Source organism: Prauserella oleivorans (assembly GCF_042685745.1).
In the GTDB taxonomy this organism is placed as follows: domain Bacteria; phylum Actinomycetota; class Actinomycetes; order Mycobacteriales; family Pseudonocardiaceae; genus Prauserella_A; species Prauserella_A oleivorans.
In genome coordinates this window covers 4,182,945-4,198,850 of the sequence record NZ_JBHUNT010000001.1, presented here as the reverse complement: position 1 = coordinate 4,198,850, position 15,906 = coordinate 4,182,945, and the positions used below count along the sequence as shown (strand labels likewise).

Here is a 15,906-nt window from a genome sequence, read left to right as displayed (position 1 = left end):
TCAGGCGATCGCGAACACCACGGCCGACAGCGCGAAGCCGACCAGCCCGATGGTGGTCTGCATGACCGTCCACGTGCGCAACGTCGTCGGCACGTCCATGGCGAAGAACCGGCCGACGAGCCAGAATCCGGAGTCGTTGACGTGGCCCGCCGTCACCGATCCGGCGGCCAGGGCGAGCACGAGGGCGGCGAGCTCGACGGCGTTGAACCCGGCATCGAGCACGAGCGGCTGGACGAGCCCCGCCGCGGTGGTCAGCGCCACGGTCGCCGACCCCTGTGCGACCCGCAGCACGGTGGCGATGAGGTAGGCGGCCACGATCACCGGCAGGCCGATGCCCGACATGGCGCCGGAGAGCGCGTCACCGATCCCGCCGGCGCGCAGCACGCCACCGAACATCCCGCCGGCACCGGTGATGAGGATGATCGAGCACACCGGCCCGAGTGCGGAGTCGACGAGCTTCTCCAGCATGTCCTTGCCCCGGCCACGCCGGGTGCCCAGCACGTACAGCGCGACGAACACCGTCACCAGGAGCGCGATCGGTGTCGAGCCGAGCGCCCGCGCGAGCTGGAACCAGCCGGCGTTCTCGTCCACCCATCCCGCGGAGCCCGCGGTGTTCAGTCCCGTGTCGGCGAAGATCATCACCAGGGGCAGCAGGAGCAGGGCCACCACCGTGCCGGGCCGGGGCGGGTTCCCGTTCGCGTCGTCGTCCTGCGGGCCGCCGGTGAGCAGGTCGGGCACCGGAAGCACGATCCGCCTGCCCGCCCACACGCCGAACAGGTAGCTCGTCAGAAACCACGTCGGGAGGGCCACCAGCAGGCCGAGCGCGATCACCAGGCCCACCTCGGCGCCGAGCAGCCCGCTCGCGGCCACGGGACCCGGATGCGGCGGCACGTAGACGTGCATGACGGAGAAGGCCCCCGCCGCCGGCAGGCCGTACCGCAGAACTCCGCCACCGAGCCTGCGCGCGACGGAGAACACGATGGGCAACATCACGACGAGCCCGGCGTCGAAGAAGATCGGAAACCCGAAGATGAGGGAAGCGATGCCGAGCGCAAGGGGTGCGCGCCGCTCGCCGAAGCGCCGGATCAGCGAGTCCGTGAGGGCCTGTGCCCCGCCGCTGACCTCCACCAGCCTGCCGAGCATCGCGCCGAGCCCCACGAGCAGGGCGACGTCGGCGAGGGTCGAGCCGAAGCCGTCGGTGAGCGTGTCGACGATGCTGTCCGCTGGGATGCCCGTGGCGAAGGCCGTGGCGGCGCTGACGGTCACGAGCGCGAGGAAGGCGTGGATCCGCAGGACGATGATGAGCACCAGCAGCACGGCGACGGCCGCCGCGGCGATGCCGAGTAGCGGCCCGGCGCCGAGGGTCTGGGTCCACTCGTCGGTGTTCATGGGGGAGAGCTCCGTTGCTTCGGCCGGGGACCGGGTCAGTGCGGGGTGAGGTCGAGGCGGATCAGCGCCGTGGCGGTGACCTCCTCGGGCGGGCGGGTGACGTCGACGGTCACGCCGTCCTCGTCGTCGCCGAGCGGTTCGAGATCGGCGTACTGGGAGCCGAGCAGAGCCGGCGGCATGAAGTGGCCGGACCGCGTCGCGAGCCTGCTGCCCACGGTGTCGGTGCCGCCGTCGAGGAAGACGAACCGCACGCGTGCGTCCGCCTCCCGCAGGATGTCGCGGTAGGACCGTTTGAGCGCGGAACACGTGACGACCGCGTTCTCGCCGGCGGCGCCGCGTTCGCTGATCCAGTCGCGGATCGCGCGCAGCCACGGCGTCCGGTCGGCGTCGGTGAGCGGGGTTCCCGCGGACATCTTGGCGATGTTGGCGGGAGGGTGGAACTCGTCGGCTTCGGCCATGGGCCAGCCGAGTTCACGGGCGAGTAGACCGGCGATCGTGGTCTTGCCCGAGCCCGACACCCCCATCACCACCAGACACGTGGTCGGCATGGGCGCTCCTCGTTGAACCGCGAAAGGTACTACGTTTAGCGCCGAAAGATAGCACCATTGATCCGGAGGTGGGGAGCCCGGGCCGGCGGGCTCCGCCCGGACTGAGGTGACGCGCTCCGCCTGCCCGTCGCCCACCGCCACCCCGGCGGAGGCACTGCGCGCGGTTAGTCTTCCTCCGTGGGCGTTGGGTACGAACCGGGTATCGCGGGCAGGCACGGCACCGTGCTGGACACCATCGGCCTGCAGATCACCTCGGGCGAGCTGCCCGAGGGCCACGTGCTGACGCTCGAGGGCATCCAGGACCGGTTCGGCGTCTCCCGTACGGTCGCCCGCGAGACGATGCGGATCCTCGAGTCGATGGGACTGGTGAGCTCTCGCAGGCGGGTGGGCATCACCGTTCTCGGCGCCGCGTCGTGGAACGTCTTCGATCCGAGAGTGATCTGGTGGCGGCTCTCCGGCACCGGACGGGCCGCCCAACTGCGCTCGCTCACCGAGCTCCGCATCGCCGTCGAGCCGCTGGCGGCCGGCGCCGCCGCCCGCAGCGCCTCGGCCGGGCAGCGCGACCGGGCCGTGGCACTCGCGCACGAGATGCGCGACCTCGGCGAGCGTGGCGAACTCGACGCGTTCCTGCAGTGCGACATCGCGTTCCACACCCTGCTGCTCCACGCCAGCGGCAACGAGATGTTCGGCGCGCTCGCCGACGTGGTCGCCGTCGTGCTCCAAGGCCGCACCCAGCTGGGCCTCATGCCCCACCAGCCGGTGCCCGAGGCGCTCGACCTGCACGAGCGCGTCGCCTCCGCCGTCGCCGGAGGTCGCCCGGTGGACGCGGAGGAGGCCATGCGCGAATTGCTGGCCGAGGTGCGCGACGCCATGCTGCCGCTCTGGCGCCGTTAGCCGGCCACCGGACGGCCGAGCACGGTGTGTGACGTTGGCGATGCCGCCCGCCGCCGTCGCAGGGAGCTCAACCGCTCCGTGCTTCCCTAGACTGAGCGGACGAGGTGTGACCCGACGGCGAGCGAGGTGGAGCGTGACGTTGCTGGAGTCCGTGCACGGACCGGCCGACCTCAAGCGGATGGACCACGAACAGCTGAGCGTGCTGGCCGAGGAGATCAGGACTTTTCTCGTCGACAAGGTCTGCAAGACCGGTGGCCACCTCGGACCGAACCTGGGGGTCGTCGAGCTGACGCTGGCGCTGCACCGCGTGTTCGACTCGCCGCGGGACACGCTCCTGTTCGACGTCGGCCACCAGTCCTACGTCCACAAGATCGTGACCGGCCGGTGGGACCGCTTCGACGGGCTCCGGCAGCGCGACGGCATCGCCGGCTACCCGGCCCGCGCCGAGAGCGAGCACGACCACATCGAGAACAGCCACGCCTCCGCCGCACTGTCCTATGCCGACGGTCTCGCCAAGTCGTTCCGGCTCGCCGGTGGCGGGCGGCACGCGGTCGCCGTCGTGGGCGACGGTGCGCTCACCGGCGGCATGTGCTGGGAGGCGCTCAACAACATCGCCGCCAATCCCGAGCTGCCCATCGTCATCGTCGTCAACGACAACGGCCGCTCGTACTCGCCGACGATCGGCGGGTTCGCCGAGCACCTGGCTGCGCTGCGCCTGCGTCCCGGCTACGAAAGGCTGCTGGACGGCGGCCGGGAACTGCTGCAGCACACCCCCGTGGTCGGCAAGCCCATCTACACCGCGCTGCACGCCGCCAAAGCGGGCATCAAGGACGCCATCAGCCCGCAGGTGATGTTCTCCGACCTCGGGCTCAAGTACCTCGGCCCGGTCGACGGGCACGACCTCGCCGCGCTCGAGAAGGCCCTGCACAGCGCCAAGTCGTTCGGCGGGCCGGTGATCGTGCATGCCGTGACCGAGAAGGGACACGGTTACCCGCCCGCGGTCAACCACGAGGCCGACCAGATGCACCAGACCGACCCGATCGACCCGCGCACCGGCCTGCCGCCGGTGAAGGGGCCGAGCTGGACGTCGGTCTTCTCCGACGAGCTCACCCGCATCGGCGCCGAGCGCGACGACGTCGTCGCCGTCACCGCCGCGATGCTGCGCTCGACCGGCCTGCACACGTTCGCCGAGGCGTACCCGGACCGCTGGTTCGACGTCGGCATCGCCGAGCAGCACGCCGTGACCTCCGCGGCCGGGCTCGCGATGGGCGGGCTGCATCCGGTGGTCGCGGTGTACTCGACGTTCCTCAACCGCGCCTTCGACCAGACCCTCATGGACGTCGCGCTGCACCGGCTGCCGGTGACCCTCGTACTCGACCGGGCGGGGATCACCGGGCCGGACGGCCCGAGTCACCACGGCATGTGGGACCTGTCGCTGCTCGGCATGGTGCCGGGGATGCGGGTCGCCGCGCCCCGTGACGCGGTGACGCTGCGGGAGGAACTGCGGGAGGCCGTGGCCGTCTCGGACGGTCCGACGGCATTGCGGTTCTCGAAGGGCAGCGTGGTCGAGTCGGTGCCCGCGCGGGAGCGGATCGGCACGGTCGACGTACTCCGCCGCGGCGCCGGCGACGACGTGCTGCTGGTGGCCGTCGGGGCGTTCGCCCGGCTCGGGCTCGCCGCGGCGGACCGGCTCGCCGACCAGGGCATCGGCGTCACCGTGGTGGACCCGCGCTGGGTCGTGCCCGTTCCCGGCGAGCTCGTGGAACTGGCCGCCGGGCACCGGCTCGTCGTCACCGTCGAGGACAGCGGTCGGCACGGCGGTTTCGGTTCCGGGCTGGCCGCCGCCCTCCGGGATGCCGACTGCGACGTGCCGCTGCGCGACCTGGCCGTGCCGCAGCGGTTCCATGCCCACGGCACCCGCGAGGAGGTTCTCGCCGACATCGGGCTCACGGCGCAGGACGTGGCACGCCGCGTGACCGAGTGGGCGTCCACCCGGCTCGGCGAGCCCCATGCCGCCACCGATGCGGTGGACGCCCCGCGCGACTGACCGGCACGCGCCGCCGTGGCCGACGATGATCATGACGGGGGTGCGGCGGCCCGGCGCTCTAGAATTCGAAGGGATTCGCCCAAAGGAATCTCTCAGGAAGCTATGACACGGTGTTGACGTGCGGGTACTGGTAGTGGAAGACGAAGCGCCGCTCGCGGAGGCCATCGCACGCGGGCTGCGCCGGGAAGGCATGGCCGTCGACGTCGCCTTCGACGGCGACGAAGGCCATGAGAAGGCCTCCATCACGCGCTACGACGTGGTGCTGCTCGACCGGGATCTGCCGGGCATGTCGGGTGACGACCTGTGCAAGGAGATCGTGTCCTCCGGCGAGCTCACGCGAGTGCTCATGCTCACCGCCAGCGGCGCGGTGTCCGACCGCGTGGAAGGTCTGTCGCTGGGCGCCGACGACTACGTCGCCAAGCCGTTCGCGTTCCCCGAGCTGGTGGCACGCGTCCGCGCGCTCGGCAGGCGGGCGACCCCGGCCACCCCGCCCGTGCTCACCGCGGGTGATGTCGAGCTGGACCCGTCCCGGCGCACCGTGCACCGCGCGGGCAAGCCGATCGAGCTGACCCGCAAGGAGTTCGGCGTGCTGGAGGTACTGCTCTCCGCGGGCGGCGCCGTCGTGAGCAGCGAGGACCTCCTCGAACGCGTGTGGGACGAGAACGCCGACCCGTTCACCACCACCGTGCGTGTCACCGTGATGACGCTGCGCAAGAAGCTGGGCGAGCCGGGCATCATCGAGACCGTCGTCGGCTCGGGTTACCGGGTGCCGGGCGCCGGCTCGGGCGCGGAATCTGGTTCGCTCACGGAGTGATCCGCCGTACCGGATTCCCGGCGCGCAGCCTGCGCGCCCGCATCACCGTGCTCGCGACCGTGCTGGCCGCGGTGGTCAGCGTGGTGCTGTTGTGGCTGACCTGGACGCTCGTCGGCGACGCCGTGTCCGCCGTACCCCAGCTCCCGCCTGGCACGACGGTGCGCGTGGACGGCGTGGATGTCGAGGCGTCCGTGCTCGCCGACCACCTGCGGGAGCATGCCCGGCAACGCGTGCTGATCGGCGGTGCGATCGCTTTCTGCTTCGTGGTGGCGGCCGCGGGAATCCTGGCGTGGACGTTCACCTCGCGCGTGCTGCGGCCGCTGCGGGAGATCACCGGCACGGCGAAACGGTTGTCGGTCGAGTCGATGGGGGAGCGCATCGGTGAGCTGTCCACGCGGGACGAGCTGGCCGAGCTGGCGCGGACCATGGACGCGATGCTCGACCGGCTGCAGGCGGCGTTCGACGCGCAACGCCATTTCGTCGCCAACGCCAGCCATGAACTGCGCACACCGCTGTCGGTGATCCGGACCGAGCTGGACGTCACGCTGGCGGACGAGACCGCCGACGAGGCCGAGTTGCGCCGCATGGCCGGCGTCGTCCGGGACGCCACGGAGCGAGCCGAACGGCTCGTCGGCTCACTGCTGCTGCTCGCCCGCACCGATGGCGCGGGCCTCGTGCTCACCGAGCGGGTGGACCTCGCCGCCGTCGCGGAGAGCGCGTGGCGGGCCGTGGCGGCCGAGGCGGACAAACGCGGGCTCCGTGCGGAGTTCCGGCTCGCGCCCACGCCGACGACCGGTGACCCGGCGCTGCTCGAGCGGGTCGCGGGCAACCTGCTCGAGAACGCGGTCCGGCACAACGTCGACAACGGCTGGATCGAGGTCAGCACGGTACCGGGACCACGCTGGGCGACCCTGCGCGTCCGGTCGTCGGGTGCGCTGCTCGACCCGGCCACGGTCTCGGAGCTGTTCGAGCCGTTCCGCCGCGCGGGAGTCGCGCGCACGGCCCGCTCCGGAGCCGGTCTCGGCCTGTCGATCGTGCGCGCGGCCGTGCAGGCCCACGAGGGCACCGTGACCGCCGAGCCCGTGGTCGGCGGCGGGCTCACGGTGACCGTGCACCTGCCCGCCGCGGCGTAGCGGGTTACCGTCGGAGCATGGTTCCCGTGGTCGAACTCAACAACGGTGTGTCCATGCCCCGGCTCGGGCTGGGGGTCTACAAGATCCCCGACGAGGAGGTGACGGAGGCCGTGCTCACGGCGTTCGAGGCGGGGTATCGCGGTGTCGACACGGCAACGCTCTACGGCAACGAGCGCGGCGTGGGTACCGCGGTGGCGAAGTCGGGCCTGCCCCGGCGGGACGTGTTCGTCGCAACGAAGCTGTGGAACACCGACCACGGTCGCGACGCCGCGTTGCGAGCCTTCGACCGGAGCCTGACCGAGCTCGGGCTCGACTATGTCGACCTCTACCTGATCCACTGGCCGGTGCCCCGGCAGGACCGGTACGTGGAGACCTGGCGGGCGCTGACTGAGCTCGTCTCCGACGGCCGGGTGCGCGCGGTCGGGGTCTCCAACTTCCAGATCGAGCACCTGCGCAGGCTCATCGACGAGACCGGCGTGATCCCCGCCGTGAACCAGATCGAGCTGCACCCCTGGCTGCAGCAGCCCCAGCTGCGGGCCTTCCACGACGAGCACGGCATCGTGACGCAGGCGTGGCGGCCCCTCGGCAACGGCGGCGAACGCCTCCGCCGCAGCGAGGTGATCCGCACCGTCGCGCACAAGCACGGCAAGACACCCGCCCAGGTCGTGCTGCGCTGGCACCTGGAAATGGGGCACACCGCGATTCCGAAGTCGGCGAATCCGCAGCGAATCGCGGAGAACATCGACATCTTCGACATCGAATTCGACGAGCAGGACATCGCCGGGTTCGCGACGCTCGAATCGGGCGAGCGGCTGGGCCCGCACCCGGACGACAGCTGACGTAGCACAGTTGATCCCGGCATTCCGGGCGCAGGTGGCCCACCGGTGATCTTGCTCCCTCGCCGGGCCGTTCCCGAACGCGTGTCGTGGTAGCTTCCGGTCGTTTTACGACCGCGTGGGAAGGTGTCGCGACATGCGTCGAGGCAGAACGAGATTATCCGGGGTGGTACTCACCGCGCTGGCCGCGGCGGCGGTGCTGACCGTGCCGAGCGAGGCGGCCGGTCCCGGCGAGGTGCGGACGGCCGGCGCCGGTCCCGTGCGGGAGGACCGGCCGACCAAGAGCATCGGCTTCTACGTCGGGAAGAACCTGACCGAGGACGGCTCGGTGCTGCTCGGCGGGTTCGGCCACGAACCGTCGAGCCACTGGCTCGAGATCGTCCCGAGCCGGGAGTTCCCCGAGGGCGCCACCACCACCGTCGGGGTCACCGACCGGGCCGAGTACCCCGGCACGCTCACCGAGATCCCGCAGGCGCGCCGGACCAACAAGTACATCACGTCGAACTACTCGGAGTTCGCCGGTTTCCCGGCTCCGCTGACCAACGGCGGACTCAACGAGCATGGTGTGGCCGCCCGGGACATCTGGTCTCCCACGAGCGACCGTCTGCTGGCCATGACCGACAACCCGCAGACCGGCCCCAACTACAGTGACCTCTCGCGGATCGCCATGGAGCGCGCGACGACGGCGCGCGAGGCCGTGGAGATCGTCGGCGGGCTCATCGACCGGTACGGCTACTCCACCTACGGCGGCAACTCGCACCTCTTCGCCGACAAGAACGAGGGCTGGGTACTGGTCAACTACGGAGGCAGCCAGGGTCTGTGGGCCGCCGAGCGCCTCGGACCGGACGAGGCGCGCGTGTCGTACCCCGGCTACCTCGATCCGCTGCCGCTGGACTACAAGAACCGCCCCGGCGAGTTCCTGGCGTCGGACAACTTCATCGACTTCGCCGTCGAGCAGGGCTGGTTCGACCCGGCGACGAGCGAGGTGTTCGACCCGCAGGCCGTCTACGGCGGCTGGCAGCCCAACCAGCGGCAGGTGACCCCCACCCACCCGTGGGGCAGCAACGTGCAGGGCGAACTGGAGCGTGAGCTGAGTGAGCAGCTCGCGCCGGTGTCGCTCGAGGACATGCTGGCCTACGTCCGGGATCCGCGCTGGTCGCACGACCGGTCCGGCTACGGCCAGGTGGCCAAGCTGTCCGATGTGGAACATCCTGGACTCAATGCACTGTGGACGGCTGTCACCGGCGCGGTCACCACGCCCTACGTTCCGGTCTACATCGGAGCCGACGATGTGCCGCCGGAGTTCAAGCAGCACCGGTACCTGACGAGCGAGACCGCCTCGACCCACGTCGCCCGCGACTATGCGCCGCTCGAGGCCACCCGCTACGCGACGCGGACGTTCAAGCGCCTCATGTACCACACGTGTGAGCACCCCGAGATGTTCTACAAGCCCGTGACCGCGGAGATCGAGACGTTCGAGAGCAGGCTGCTCGCCGAACAGGACCGGGTCGTCCGGACCGCGGCGCAGCACTACGGGTCCGGCCGGGCGCACGAGGCCGGGAAGTACCTGACCGGCTACGTCGGTGACCGTCTGCTCGACAGCCTGTCCCTCGGTGAACGGCTGGTGGGCGGGGTCGAGGAGCAGACGCGGAAGCGGTTCGGCATTCGCCTGCCGGAAGGCCGCGACCTGTCCGGAGAGACGGCACGGCCGGAGAGCCAGAGCATGAACCGCGGCGGTGGCCTGGAGGGTGACGCCGACGGCATCGTCTTCTGCTATCGCGAGGGGCTCGGCGAGTTCCCGCGGGAGCACGGGGCCTACCGGGACGCCGCCGGCACTCTGGAGCTGCCGGCGCCCGCGATGTCGAAGGAGAAGTTCATGCGGGCGATGGAGGCGGCCGCCAACGGCCAGGGCAACGGCTGGCGCAAGCACGCCGAGCGGGCCTGGCAGGAGATGCAGAACGTCGGCACCAACTGACGTATAACGTCCTATACGGCGGGGCCTGGGAGCGCGCGCTCCCAGGCCCCGCCGCGTTCCGTCGTCCTACGCCGGCGGCACGGAGGCCACGCCCGCCGCGAGGAACGGCTTGCCGGTCACCTTCTCCGACACCCCGGCCCGGTCCAGGTACGGCGTGATACCTCCCAGCCAGAACGGCCAGCCCGCGCCGAGAATCAGGCACAGGTCGATGTCCTGCGGGTCGGCGACCACACCCTGGTCGAGCATGAGCCGCACCTCCTCGGCCAGTGCCGCGAGCGCTCGTTCGCGCACCTGCTCCGCCGTGGACGGTGCGTCGCCCTGCCGCCACAGCGCGGCGACCTCGGGGTCCACAGTCGGCGTCCCGGAGGAGTCCCACTGCCACACGGCGGACTTGCCCGCCTCGACGAACCGCCGGAGGTTCTCGCTCACCGCGAACCGGTCGGGGAATGCGTCGTGCATGGTCTCCGCCACGTGCAGGGCCACCGGCGGACCGACCAGCTGCAACAACGTCATCGGTGACATCGGCAGACCCAGCGGGTCCAGCGCCGAATCGGCGACCTCGAACGGCGTGCCTTCGTCCACCGCGGCGAGCACCTCGCCCAGGAACCGTGTGAGCAGGCGGTTCACCACGAACGCGGGCGCGTCCTTCACCAGCACGCTCGACTTCTTCAGCTGCTTGCCGACCGCGAACGCCGTGGCCAGCGCGGCATCGTCGGTGCGCTCACCCCTCACGATCTCCAGCAGCGGCAGCACGGCCACCGGGTTGAAGAAGTGGAAGCCGACCACCCGCTCCGGGCGCCGCAGCCGCGAGGCCATCGCCGTCACCGACAGCGACGATGTGTTCGTGGCCAGGACGCACTCCGCGCTCACGTGCTCCTCGACCTCGGCGAAGACCTGCTGCTTGACGCCGAGGTCCTCGAAGACGGCCTCGATCACGAAGTCGGCGTCGGAGAAGGCCGCCTTGTCCAGTGACCCGGACACCAGCGCCTTGAGCCGGTTCGCCTCGTCCGGCGAGAGACGCTGCTTCCCCAGCAGCTTGTCGACCTCACCGTGCACATAGGACACGCCCTTGTCGACCCGTTCCTGGTCGACGTCGGTGAGCACCACCGGAACCTTCAGCCTGCGCACGAACAGCAGGGCCAGCTGGCTCGCCATCAGCCCGGCGCCGACGATGCCGACCTTGCCGACCGTGCGCGCGAGCGACTTGTCCGGTGCACCTGCGGGCCGCTTGGCGCGCTTGTTCACGAGGTTGAACGAATACAGGCCCGCCCGCAGGGTGTCCGTCATGAGGATGTCGGCCAGCGCCTCGGTCTCGGCGGCATAGCCCGCGTCGAGATCGTTGCGCCGCGCCAGCTCGAGCAGCTCCACGGCCTTGGTCGCGCCGGGGGAGGCGCCCTTCGTCTTGCCGTCCACGATGGACCGCGCCCGCTCGATCGCGGCGTCCCAGCCTGCGTCTCGGTCGATCTCCGGGCGAGCCGGGGCGAGCTCACCGCGCACGACCTTGGCCAGCCACAGCAGTGACTGCTCCAGGAAGTCGGCCGAGGACAGCAGCTCGTCGGCGATGCCGAGCTGCGCGGCCTGGGCGGGCTTGAGCATCTTGTTCTGGTTCAAGGCGTTCTCGATGATCACCGTGACGGCGGCGTCCGGGCCGATCAGGTTCGGCAACAGCTGCGTGCCGCCCCAGCCCGGGAACAGACCGAGGAAGACCTCGGGGAACGAGATCGCCGCCGCGTTGTCGGCCAGCGTCCGGTAGTGGCACGAGAGCGCGAGCTCGAGCCCACCACCCATCACGGCACCGTTGACGAAGGCGAACGTCGGGATCTGCGACTCGGTGAACTTCCGGAAGACGTCGTGCCCGGTCTGGGCGATCTGGCGGGCCAGCTCGGGATCGGAGATCTTCTCCACACCGGACAGATCCGCGCCCACGGCGAAGACGAACGGCTTGCCGGTGACCGCGATCGCCGCGGGCTCCGCCGCCACCGCCTCGTCGAACGCAGCATTCAGGCTGACCAGGCCCTGAGGGCCGAACGTGGACGGTCGCGTGTGGTCGTGGCCGTTGTCCAGGGTGATGAGCGCCACCGGCTTGTCCAGGCCGGGCACGGAGACGAGCCTGGTCACCGCGCGGGTGACCACCTCGTCGGGAAAAGCGGCCTTGGCCTGCTCAGCGGAAATCACTTGTGTCCCTCCCACGCGGGGTTCTCCCAGATGACCGTGCCGCCCATGCCGATGCCGATGCACATCGTCGTGATGCCGTAGCGCACGTCGGGACGCTCGGCGAACTGGCGGGAAAGCTGCGTCATGAGCCGGATCCCGGACGAGGCGAGCGGGTGTCCACACGCGATCGCACCGCCCCACGGGTTGACGCGCTCGTCGTCCTCGGCGATGCCGAAGTGGTCGAGGAAGGCCAGGACCTGCACGGCGAATGCCTCGTTGATCTCGAACAGCCCGATGTCCGAGATGGACAGACCGGCGCGTGCCAGCGCCTTCTCCGTGGCGGGCACCGGGCCGACACCCATGACCTCCGGCTCGACCCCGGCGAACGCGTAGCCGACCAGCCGCATGCCCACCGGCAGGCCGAGCTCGCGAGCGGTGTCCTCACCGGCGATCAGGGCACCGGTGGCGCCGTCGTTGAGTCCCGCCGCGTTGCCCGCCGTGACGCGGCCGTGCGGGCGGAACGGGGTCTTGAGACCGGCCAGCGCCTCCATCGTGGTGCCGGGCCGCGGCGGCTCGTCCTCGGTCGCCAGGCCCCAGCCGAGCTCGGGGTGCCGGATCGCGACCGGCACGAGCTCCGGGCCGATCTTGCCCGCCTTGACCGCGTCGGCGAAGCGCTCCTGGCTGCGGACCGCGTAGGCGTCGCAGCGCTCCTTGGTGATGGCGGGATAGCGGTCGTGCACGTTCTCCGCGGTCTGCCCCATCACGAGCGCGGACGGGTCGACCAGCTTGTCGGTGAGAAACCGCGGATTCGGGTCCACGCCCTCACCCATCGGGTGCCTGCCCATGTGCTCGACGCCGCCTGCGATGGCCACGTCGTAGGCGCCGAACGCGATACCGCCGGCCACCGAGGTCACCGCCGTCATGGCGCCCGCGCACATGCGGTCGATCGCGAAGCCCGGCACGGACTTCGGCAGGCCGGCGAGCAGCGCCGCCGTACGGCCGATGGTCAGGCCCTGGTCGCCGATCTGCGTGGTCGCGGCGATCGCGACGTCGTCGACGCGCTCGGGAGGCAACTCGGGATGCCGGCGCAGCAGCTCACGGATGACCTTGACGACGAGATCGTCGGCCCGTGTGTTGGCGTAGATGCCCTTCTCGCCGGCCCTGCCGAAGGGGGTTCGGACCCCTTCGACGAAGGCGACGGTGCGCGCTGGTGCGGCCACGGGTGCTCCTTCGGGAAGTCGGAACTCGAGAACCACCGGACGGCCATCGTTGTTACCGGCCGGTAACTATGATCGTAGCCCGCCGCAAGGGCCGGGCGCAGAGCGGGCTCGCCCACGGTGGGTGATCACGCACGGTCACCCACATCGGCGACCGTCTGTAACAGGCCACATGATCGACGCGAGTCACGGGTGACGCGCCCGCACCGGGCGCCGGACACGAGAGACATCACCTTCATGAACACTCCAGCTGCGCCGCCTCCTGCCCAGGACTCGCGGACCAGGCCACGCACCAGCAAGCGGTGGCCGTGGATCACCGGTCTGGTCGCCGCCTTCGTGGTTGGCGGCGCCGCGGGCGCGGCGGGCGCGATCCGTGTCGCCGACCGCCAGCCGGTCACCCGGACCGCGGCCGTGGCCGCGCCGGTCACCTCCGTCACCACGGTGACCGACACCGTCACCGAGACGGTCACCGACACCGTCACGGAGACCGTGACGGAGAGCTACACCGAGCCCGCCCTGCCGCCCGAGACCGTCACCGTCGAGGAGGAGGCCCCCGCGGCGCCGCCACGTCCCGACCCGGCTGACGGCGTCACGGCGGGCGTCTACCAGGTCGGCGTCGACATCGAGCCCGGCCGTTACCGCACGGACGGTCCGCTGCCGGGCGGCATGGGGTTCTGCTACTGGTCGCGCAACACCGACGACTCCGGCGAATTCGAGTCGATCATCACCAACGGCGGCCTCGAAGGCCCCGGCAGCGTCACCGTCAACGACGGCGAGTTTCTGGAGCTGTCCGGCGACTGTGTCTGGACGCACGCGGGCTGAGGCCCGCGACCCCGGTCAGCCCTTGGCCTGCAGCGCCGTGCTGAGGGCGGCGGCGGTGAGCTCCACCTGCCACGGCCGCGCACCGTTCTCCCGGAGGAAGCCGGCGACCCCCTCCGGTGACCGGTCCTCCGGCGGCCGCCAGCACGTCCGGCGCAGCAGGTCGGGTAGCAACAGGTTCTCCACGGGCAGACGATGGTGCTGGGCGATCGTCGCCAGCGCCGCCCGCGCGGCCGCGAGCCGGGCCGCCGCGTCCGGATCCTTGTCCGCCCAGCGGTTGGCCGGGGGAGGGCCGTCGTTGGGCACGGAGGTGCTCGGCAGCTCCGAGACCGGCAACGTCCGCGCCGCCTGCAGGTGCCGCAGCCAGTTGCCGGTGTAGCGGCGCTGCACCCGTCCGCCGAACACGGGCAGCGCCTGCAGGTCCGCCGGCGTCCTCGGGTCGGCCAGCACGGCGTTGATGATCGCGCTGTCCGGCAGGACACGGCTCGGCGCACGGTCCCGTTTCCGGGCCATCTCGTCGCGGGCCTGCCACAGCGCCCGAACAGCGGCGAGCCCACGGGCGGTGCGGATCTTGTGGATACCCGACGTCCGCCGCCACGGTTCGGCGCGCGGGGGAGGCGGCGGCGCGGTGCGGACCGCCTCGAACTCCTGCCGGGCCCACTCCAGCTTGCCCTGGGCGGACAGCTCCGCCTCGAGCTTCTCGCGCAACGGCACCAGCAACTCGACGTCGAGCGCGGCGTAGTTCAGCCAGTCCGTCGGCAACGGCCGCTTCGACCAGTCGGCCGCACTGTGACCCTTCTCCAGCCGGTAGCCGAGCAGCTTCTCGACAAGCGTGCCGAGCGCGACCCGCTCGTAACCGGCGAGCCTGCCCGCCAGCTCGGTGTCGAACAGCGACGGCGGGTACAGGCCGAGCTCCGCCAGGCACGGCAGGTCCTGCGAGGCGGCGTGCAGCACCCATTCGGCATGGGCGAGCACCTCGGCCAGCGGCTGGAGGTGGTCCCGCAGCGGGATGGGGTCGATGAGCAGCGTGCCCGCGCCCTCGCGCCGCACCTGCACGAGGTAGGCCTTGGGCCAGTACCGGTAGCCGGAGGCCCGTTCGGTGTCCACGGCGATCGAGCCGCTGCCCGCCGCCAGCCGCTCGCACGCGTCGCGCAGTGTGTCGGCGTCGGCGATCACCGGCGGGGTTCCCCCCGCCGGCTCCGTCAGCGGTTGAGGCGCAGACTCCTCCGGCACCTGGGAGCCGTGATCTGCGTTGTCCACAAGGCTGAACCCTACGGGACGGGCTTGCCGTGCCTGGCTCGCCCGTCCCGTAGGTGTGCTGCGGTGACTAACGGATGACGCCGGCTCGCATGGCCAGCGCCACCATCTGTGCCCGGTCGCCGGTGCCGAGCTTGCGCCCGATCCGCGACAGGTGCGACTTCACCGTGAGCGCGGAGAGGCTCAGCTCCTCACCGATCTCCTTGTTGGACTGGCCGTCCGCCACGAGCTGCAGCACCTCGACCTCGCGTGCCGAGAGCTCGCGCGGGGTGTTGTCGGTGCCGGCGACCCGCGTGCCGGTGGCCAGCACCGGAGCCACACTCGGGTCGGCGTACACGCCACCCTCGAGGACCCGGCGGACGCCGTCGGTGACCACCACCGGTGAGGCGGACTTCAGCAGGTAGGCCTGAGCGCCCGCCTGGAAGGCCGACCGCACCGCGTACGGGTCGTCCGACGAGGCGAGGACCACCACACGTGGCCAGCCGTTGCTCCGGAGTTCGGTGACCAGCTCGATGCCGCTGCCGTCGGGCAACCCGAGGTCCAGGATCGCCAGATCGCACGGCCCTGTGGCCGTCGCCCTGGCCCTGGCCTCGGCCACCGTCGCGGCCTCGTGCACCGTGCCTGCGCCCATCTGCGCTAGTCGTGCGGCAATCGCCTCCCTCAACAACGGGTGGTCGTCGACCACCATCACGGAGAACAACTCTTCCCGCGGATGCGGAACCATGCTCGCCGGCAATGCGCCGGCTGGCGTGGATCGGACGGCCTGAGAAAAGCCGACGGCAGCCACGTCACTACCTCCCTGGAGTCGGTCGTGCCCCCCGAC

General features: G+C 71.1%; 13 protein-coding genes. 7 read left to right on the top strand and 6 right to left on the bottom strand.

The genetic code is table 11. The features are described from left to right. Together ACFSZT_RS20570 and ACFSZT_RS20565 are read right to left on the bottom strand one after the other, a co-directional pair. The gene (locus ACFSZT_RS20570; protein WP_377385542.1) at positions 1 to 1,389 is read right to left on the bottom strand and encodes a GntP family permease; all 1,389 of its coding nucleotides are present in this window, start codon (positions 1,387 to 1,389) and stop codon (positions 1 to 3) included. Positions 1,390 to 1,424: 35 nt separating this feature from the next. Next, complete coding sequence (locus ACFSZT_RS20565; protein WP_377385539.1) at positions 1,425 to 1,937, bottom strand: gluconokinase; 513 nt, start codon at positions 1,935 to 1,937, stop codon at positions 1,425 to 1,427. A gap of 177 nt (positions 1,938 to 2,114) precedes the next feature. On the opposite strand from ACFSZT_RS20565, the gene ACFSZT_RS20560 reads away from it, so the two are divergent. The 6 genes from ACFSZT_RS20560 to ACFSZT_RS20535 all read left to right on the top strand — a co-directional run bounded on the left by ACFSZT_RS20560 (position 2,115) and on the right by ACFSZT_RS20535 (position 9,636). Continuing rightward, positions 2,115 to 2,831 carry a FadR/GntR family transcriptional regulator gene (locus ACFSZT_RS20560; RefSeq protein WP_377385536.1) on the top strand — a complete coding sequence of 239 codons (717 nt, stop codon included), beginning with the start codon at positions 2,115 to 2,117 and terminating at the stop codon, positions 2,829 to 2,831. Positions 2,832 to 2,964: 133 nt separating this feature from the next. Beyond that, positions 2,965 to 4,878 carry a 1-deoxy-D-xylulose-5-phosphate synthase gene (gene dxs / locus ACFSZT_RS20555; protein ID WP_377385533.1) on the top strand — a complete coding sequence of 638 codons (1,914 nt, stop codon included), beginning with the start codon at positions 2,965 to 2,967 and terminating at the stop codon, positions 4,876 to 4,878. A gap of 118 nt (positions 4,879 to 4,996) precedes the next feature. Next, entirely contained in the window at positions 4,997 to 5,692 is a 696-nt protein-coding gene (locus ACFSZT_RS20550) for a response regulator transcription factor (RefSeq protein WP_377385530.1), read from the top strand. Further along, the gene (locus tag ACFSZT_RS20545; protein ID WP_377385526.1) at positions 5,689 to 6,825 is read left to right on the top strand and encodes a sensor histidine kinase; all 1,137 of its coding nucleotides are present in this window, start codon (positions 5,689 to 5,691) and stop codon (positions 6,823 to 6,825) included. Before ACFSZT_RS20550 ends, ACFSZT_RS20545 begins: the two co-directional genes overlap by 4 nt. 17 nt (positions 6,826 to 6,842) lie before the next feature. Then, on the top strand, positions 6,843 to 7,664 hold the full coding sequence (locus ACFSZT_RS20540) for an aldo/keto reductase (RefSeq protein ID WP_377385523.1): 822 nt from the start codon (positions 6,843 to 6,845) through the stop codon (positions 7,662 to 7,664). Between the two features lie 133 nt (positions 7,665 to 7,797). Continuing rightward, positions 7,798 to 9,636, top strand: a complete 1,839-nt coding sequence (locus tag ACFSZT_RS20535; RefSeq protein ID WP_377385520.1) for a C69 family dipeptidase — start codon at positions 7,798 to 7,800, stop codon at positions 9,634 to 9,636. A gap of 66 nt (positions 9,637 to 9,702) precedes the next feature. Here the strand turns inward: ACFSZT_RS20535 and ACFSZT_RS20530 are convergent, their stop codons facing one another. Both ACFSZT_RS20530 and ACFSZT_RS20525 read right to left on the bottom strand, forming a co-directional pair. Beyond that, positions 9,703 to 11,811 (bottom strand): 3-hydroxyacyl-CoA dehydrogenase NAD-binding domain-containing protein, encoded by a 2,109-nt coding sequence (locus tag ACFSZT_RS20530; RefSeq protein WP_377385517.1) that lies wholly within the window; start codon positions 11,809 to 11,811, stop codon positions 9,703 to 9,705. Further along, positions 11,808 to 13,010, bottom strand: a complete 1,203-nt coding sequence (locus tag ACFSZT_RS20525; RefSeq protein ID WP_377385514.1) for a thiolase family protein — start codon at positions 13,008 to 13,010, stop codon at positions 11,808 to 11,810. The genes ACFSZT_RS20530 and ACFSZT_RS20525 overlap by 4 nt, the downstream gene beginning before the upstream one ends. A 234-nt stretch (positions 13,011 to 13,244) precedes the next feature. Here ACFSZT_RS20525 and ACFSZT_RS20520 point away from each other — a divergent pair, with 234 nt between their 5' ends. Beyond that, positions 13,245 to 13,829: a hypothetical protein gene (locus ACFSZT_RS20520; RefSeq protein ID WP_377385511.1), complete on the top strand. Its 585-nt coding sequence runs from the start codon at positions 13,245 to 13,247 to the stop codon at positions 13,827 to 13,829. Positions 13,830 to 13,844: 15 nt separating this feature from the next. Here the strand turns inward: ACFSZT_RS20520 and ACFSZT_RS20515 are convergent, their stop codons facing one another. Together ACFSZT_RS20515 and ACFSZT_RS20510 are read right to left on the bottom strand one after the other, a co-directional pair. Beyond that, positions 13,845 to 15,086: an HRDC domain-containing protein gene (locus ACFSZT_RS20515; protein ID WP_377385508.1), complete on the bottom strand. Its 1,242-nt coding sequence runs from the start codon at positions 15,084 to 15,086 to the stop codon at positions 13,845 to 13,847. A gap of 67 nt (positions 15,087 to 15,153) precedes the next feature. Further along, on the bottom strand, positions 15,154 to 15,870 hold the full coding sequence (locus tag ACFSZT_RS20510; RefSeq protein WP_377385505.1) for a response regulator: 717 nt from the start codon (positions 15,868 to 15,870) through the stop codon (positions 15,154 to 15,156). Positions 15,871 to 15,906: the final 36 nt, after the last annotated feature.

What these genes read in the sequence shown, in the direction of transcription:
- ACFSZT_RS20565 (WP_377385539.1), bottom strand. Translation starts at nt 1,937, where the DNA reads ATGCCGACCACGTGTCTGGTGGTGATGGGGGTGTCGGGCTCGGGCAAG.
- ACFSZT_RS20520 (WP_377385511.1), top strand. Translation starts at nt 13,245, where the DNA reads ATGAACACTCCAGCTGCGCCGCCTCCTGCCCAGGACTCGCGGACCAGG.
- ACFSZT_RS20540 (WP_377385523.1), top strand. Translation starts at nt 6,843, where the DNA reads ATGGTTCCCGTGGTCGAACTCAACAACGGTGTGTCCATGCCCCGGCTC.
- ACFSZT_RS20535 (WP_377385520.1), top strand. Translation starts at nt 7,798, where the DNA reads ATGCGTCGAGGCAGAACGAGATTATCCGGGGTGGTACTCACCGCGCTG.
- ACFSZT_RS20570 (WP_377385542.1), bottom strand. Translation starts at nt 1,389, where the DNA reads ATGAACACCGACGAGTGGACCCAGACCCTCGGCGCCGGGCCGCTACTC.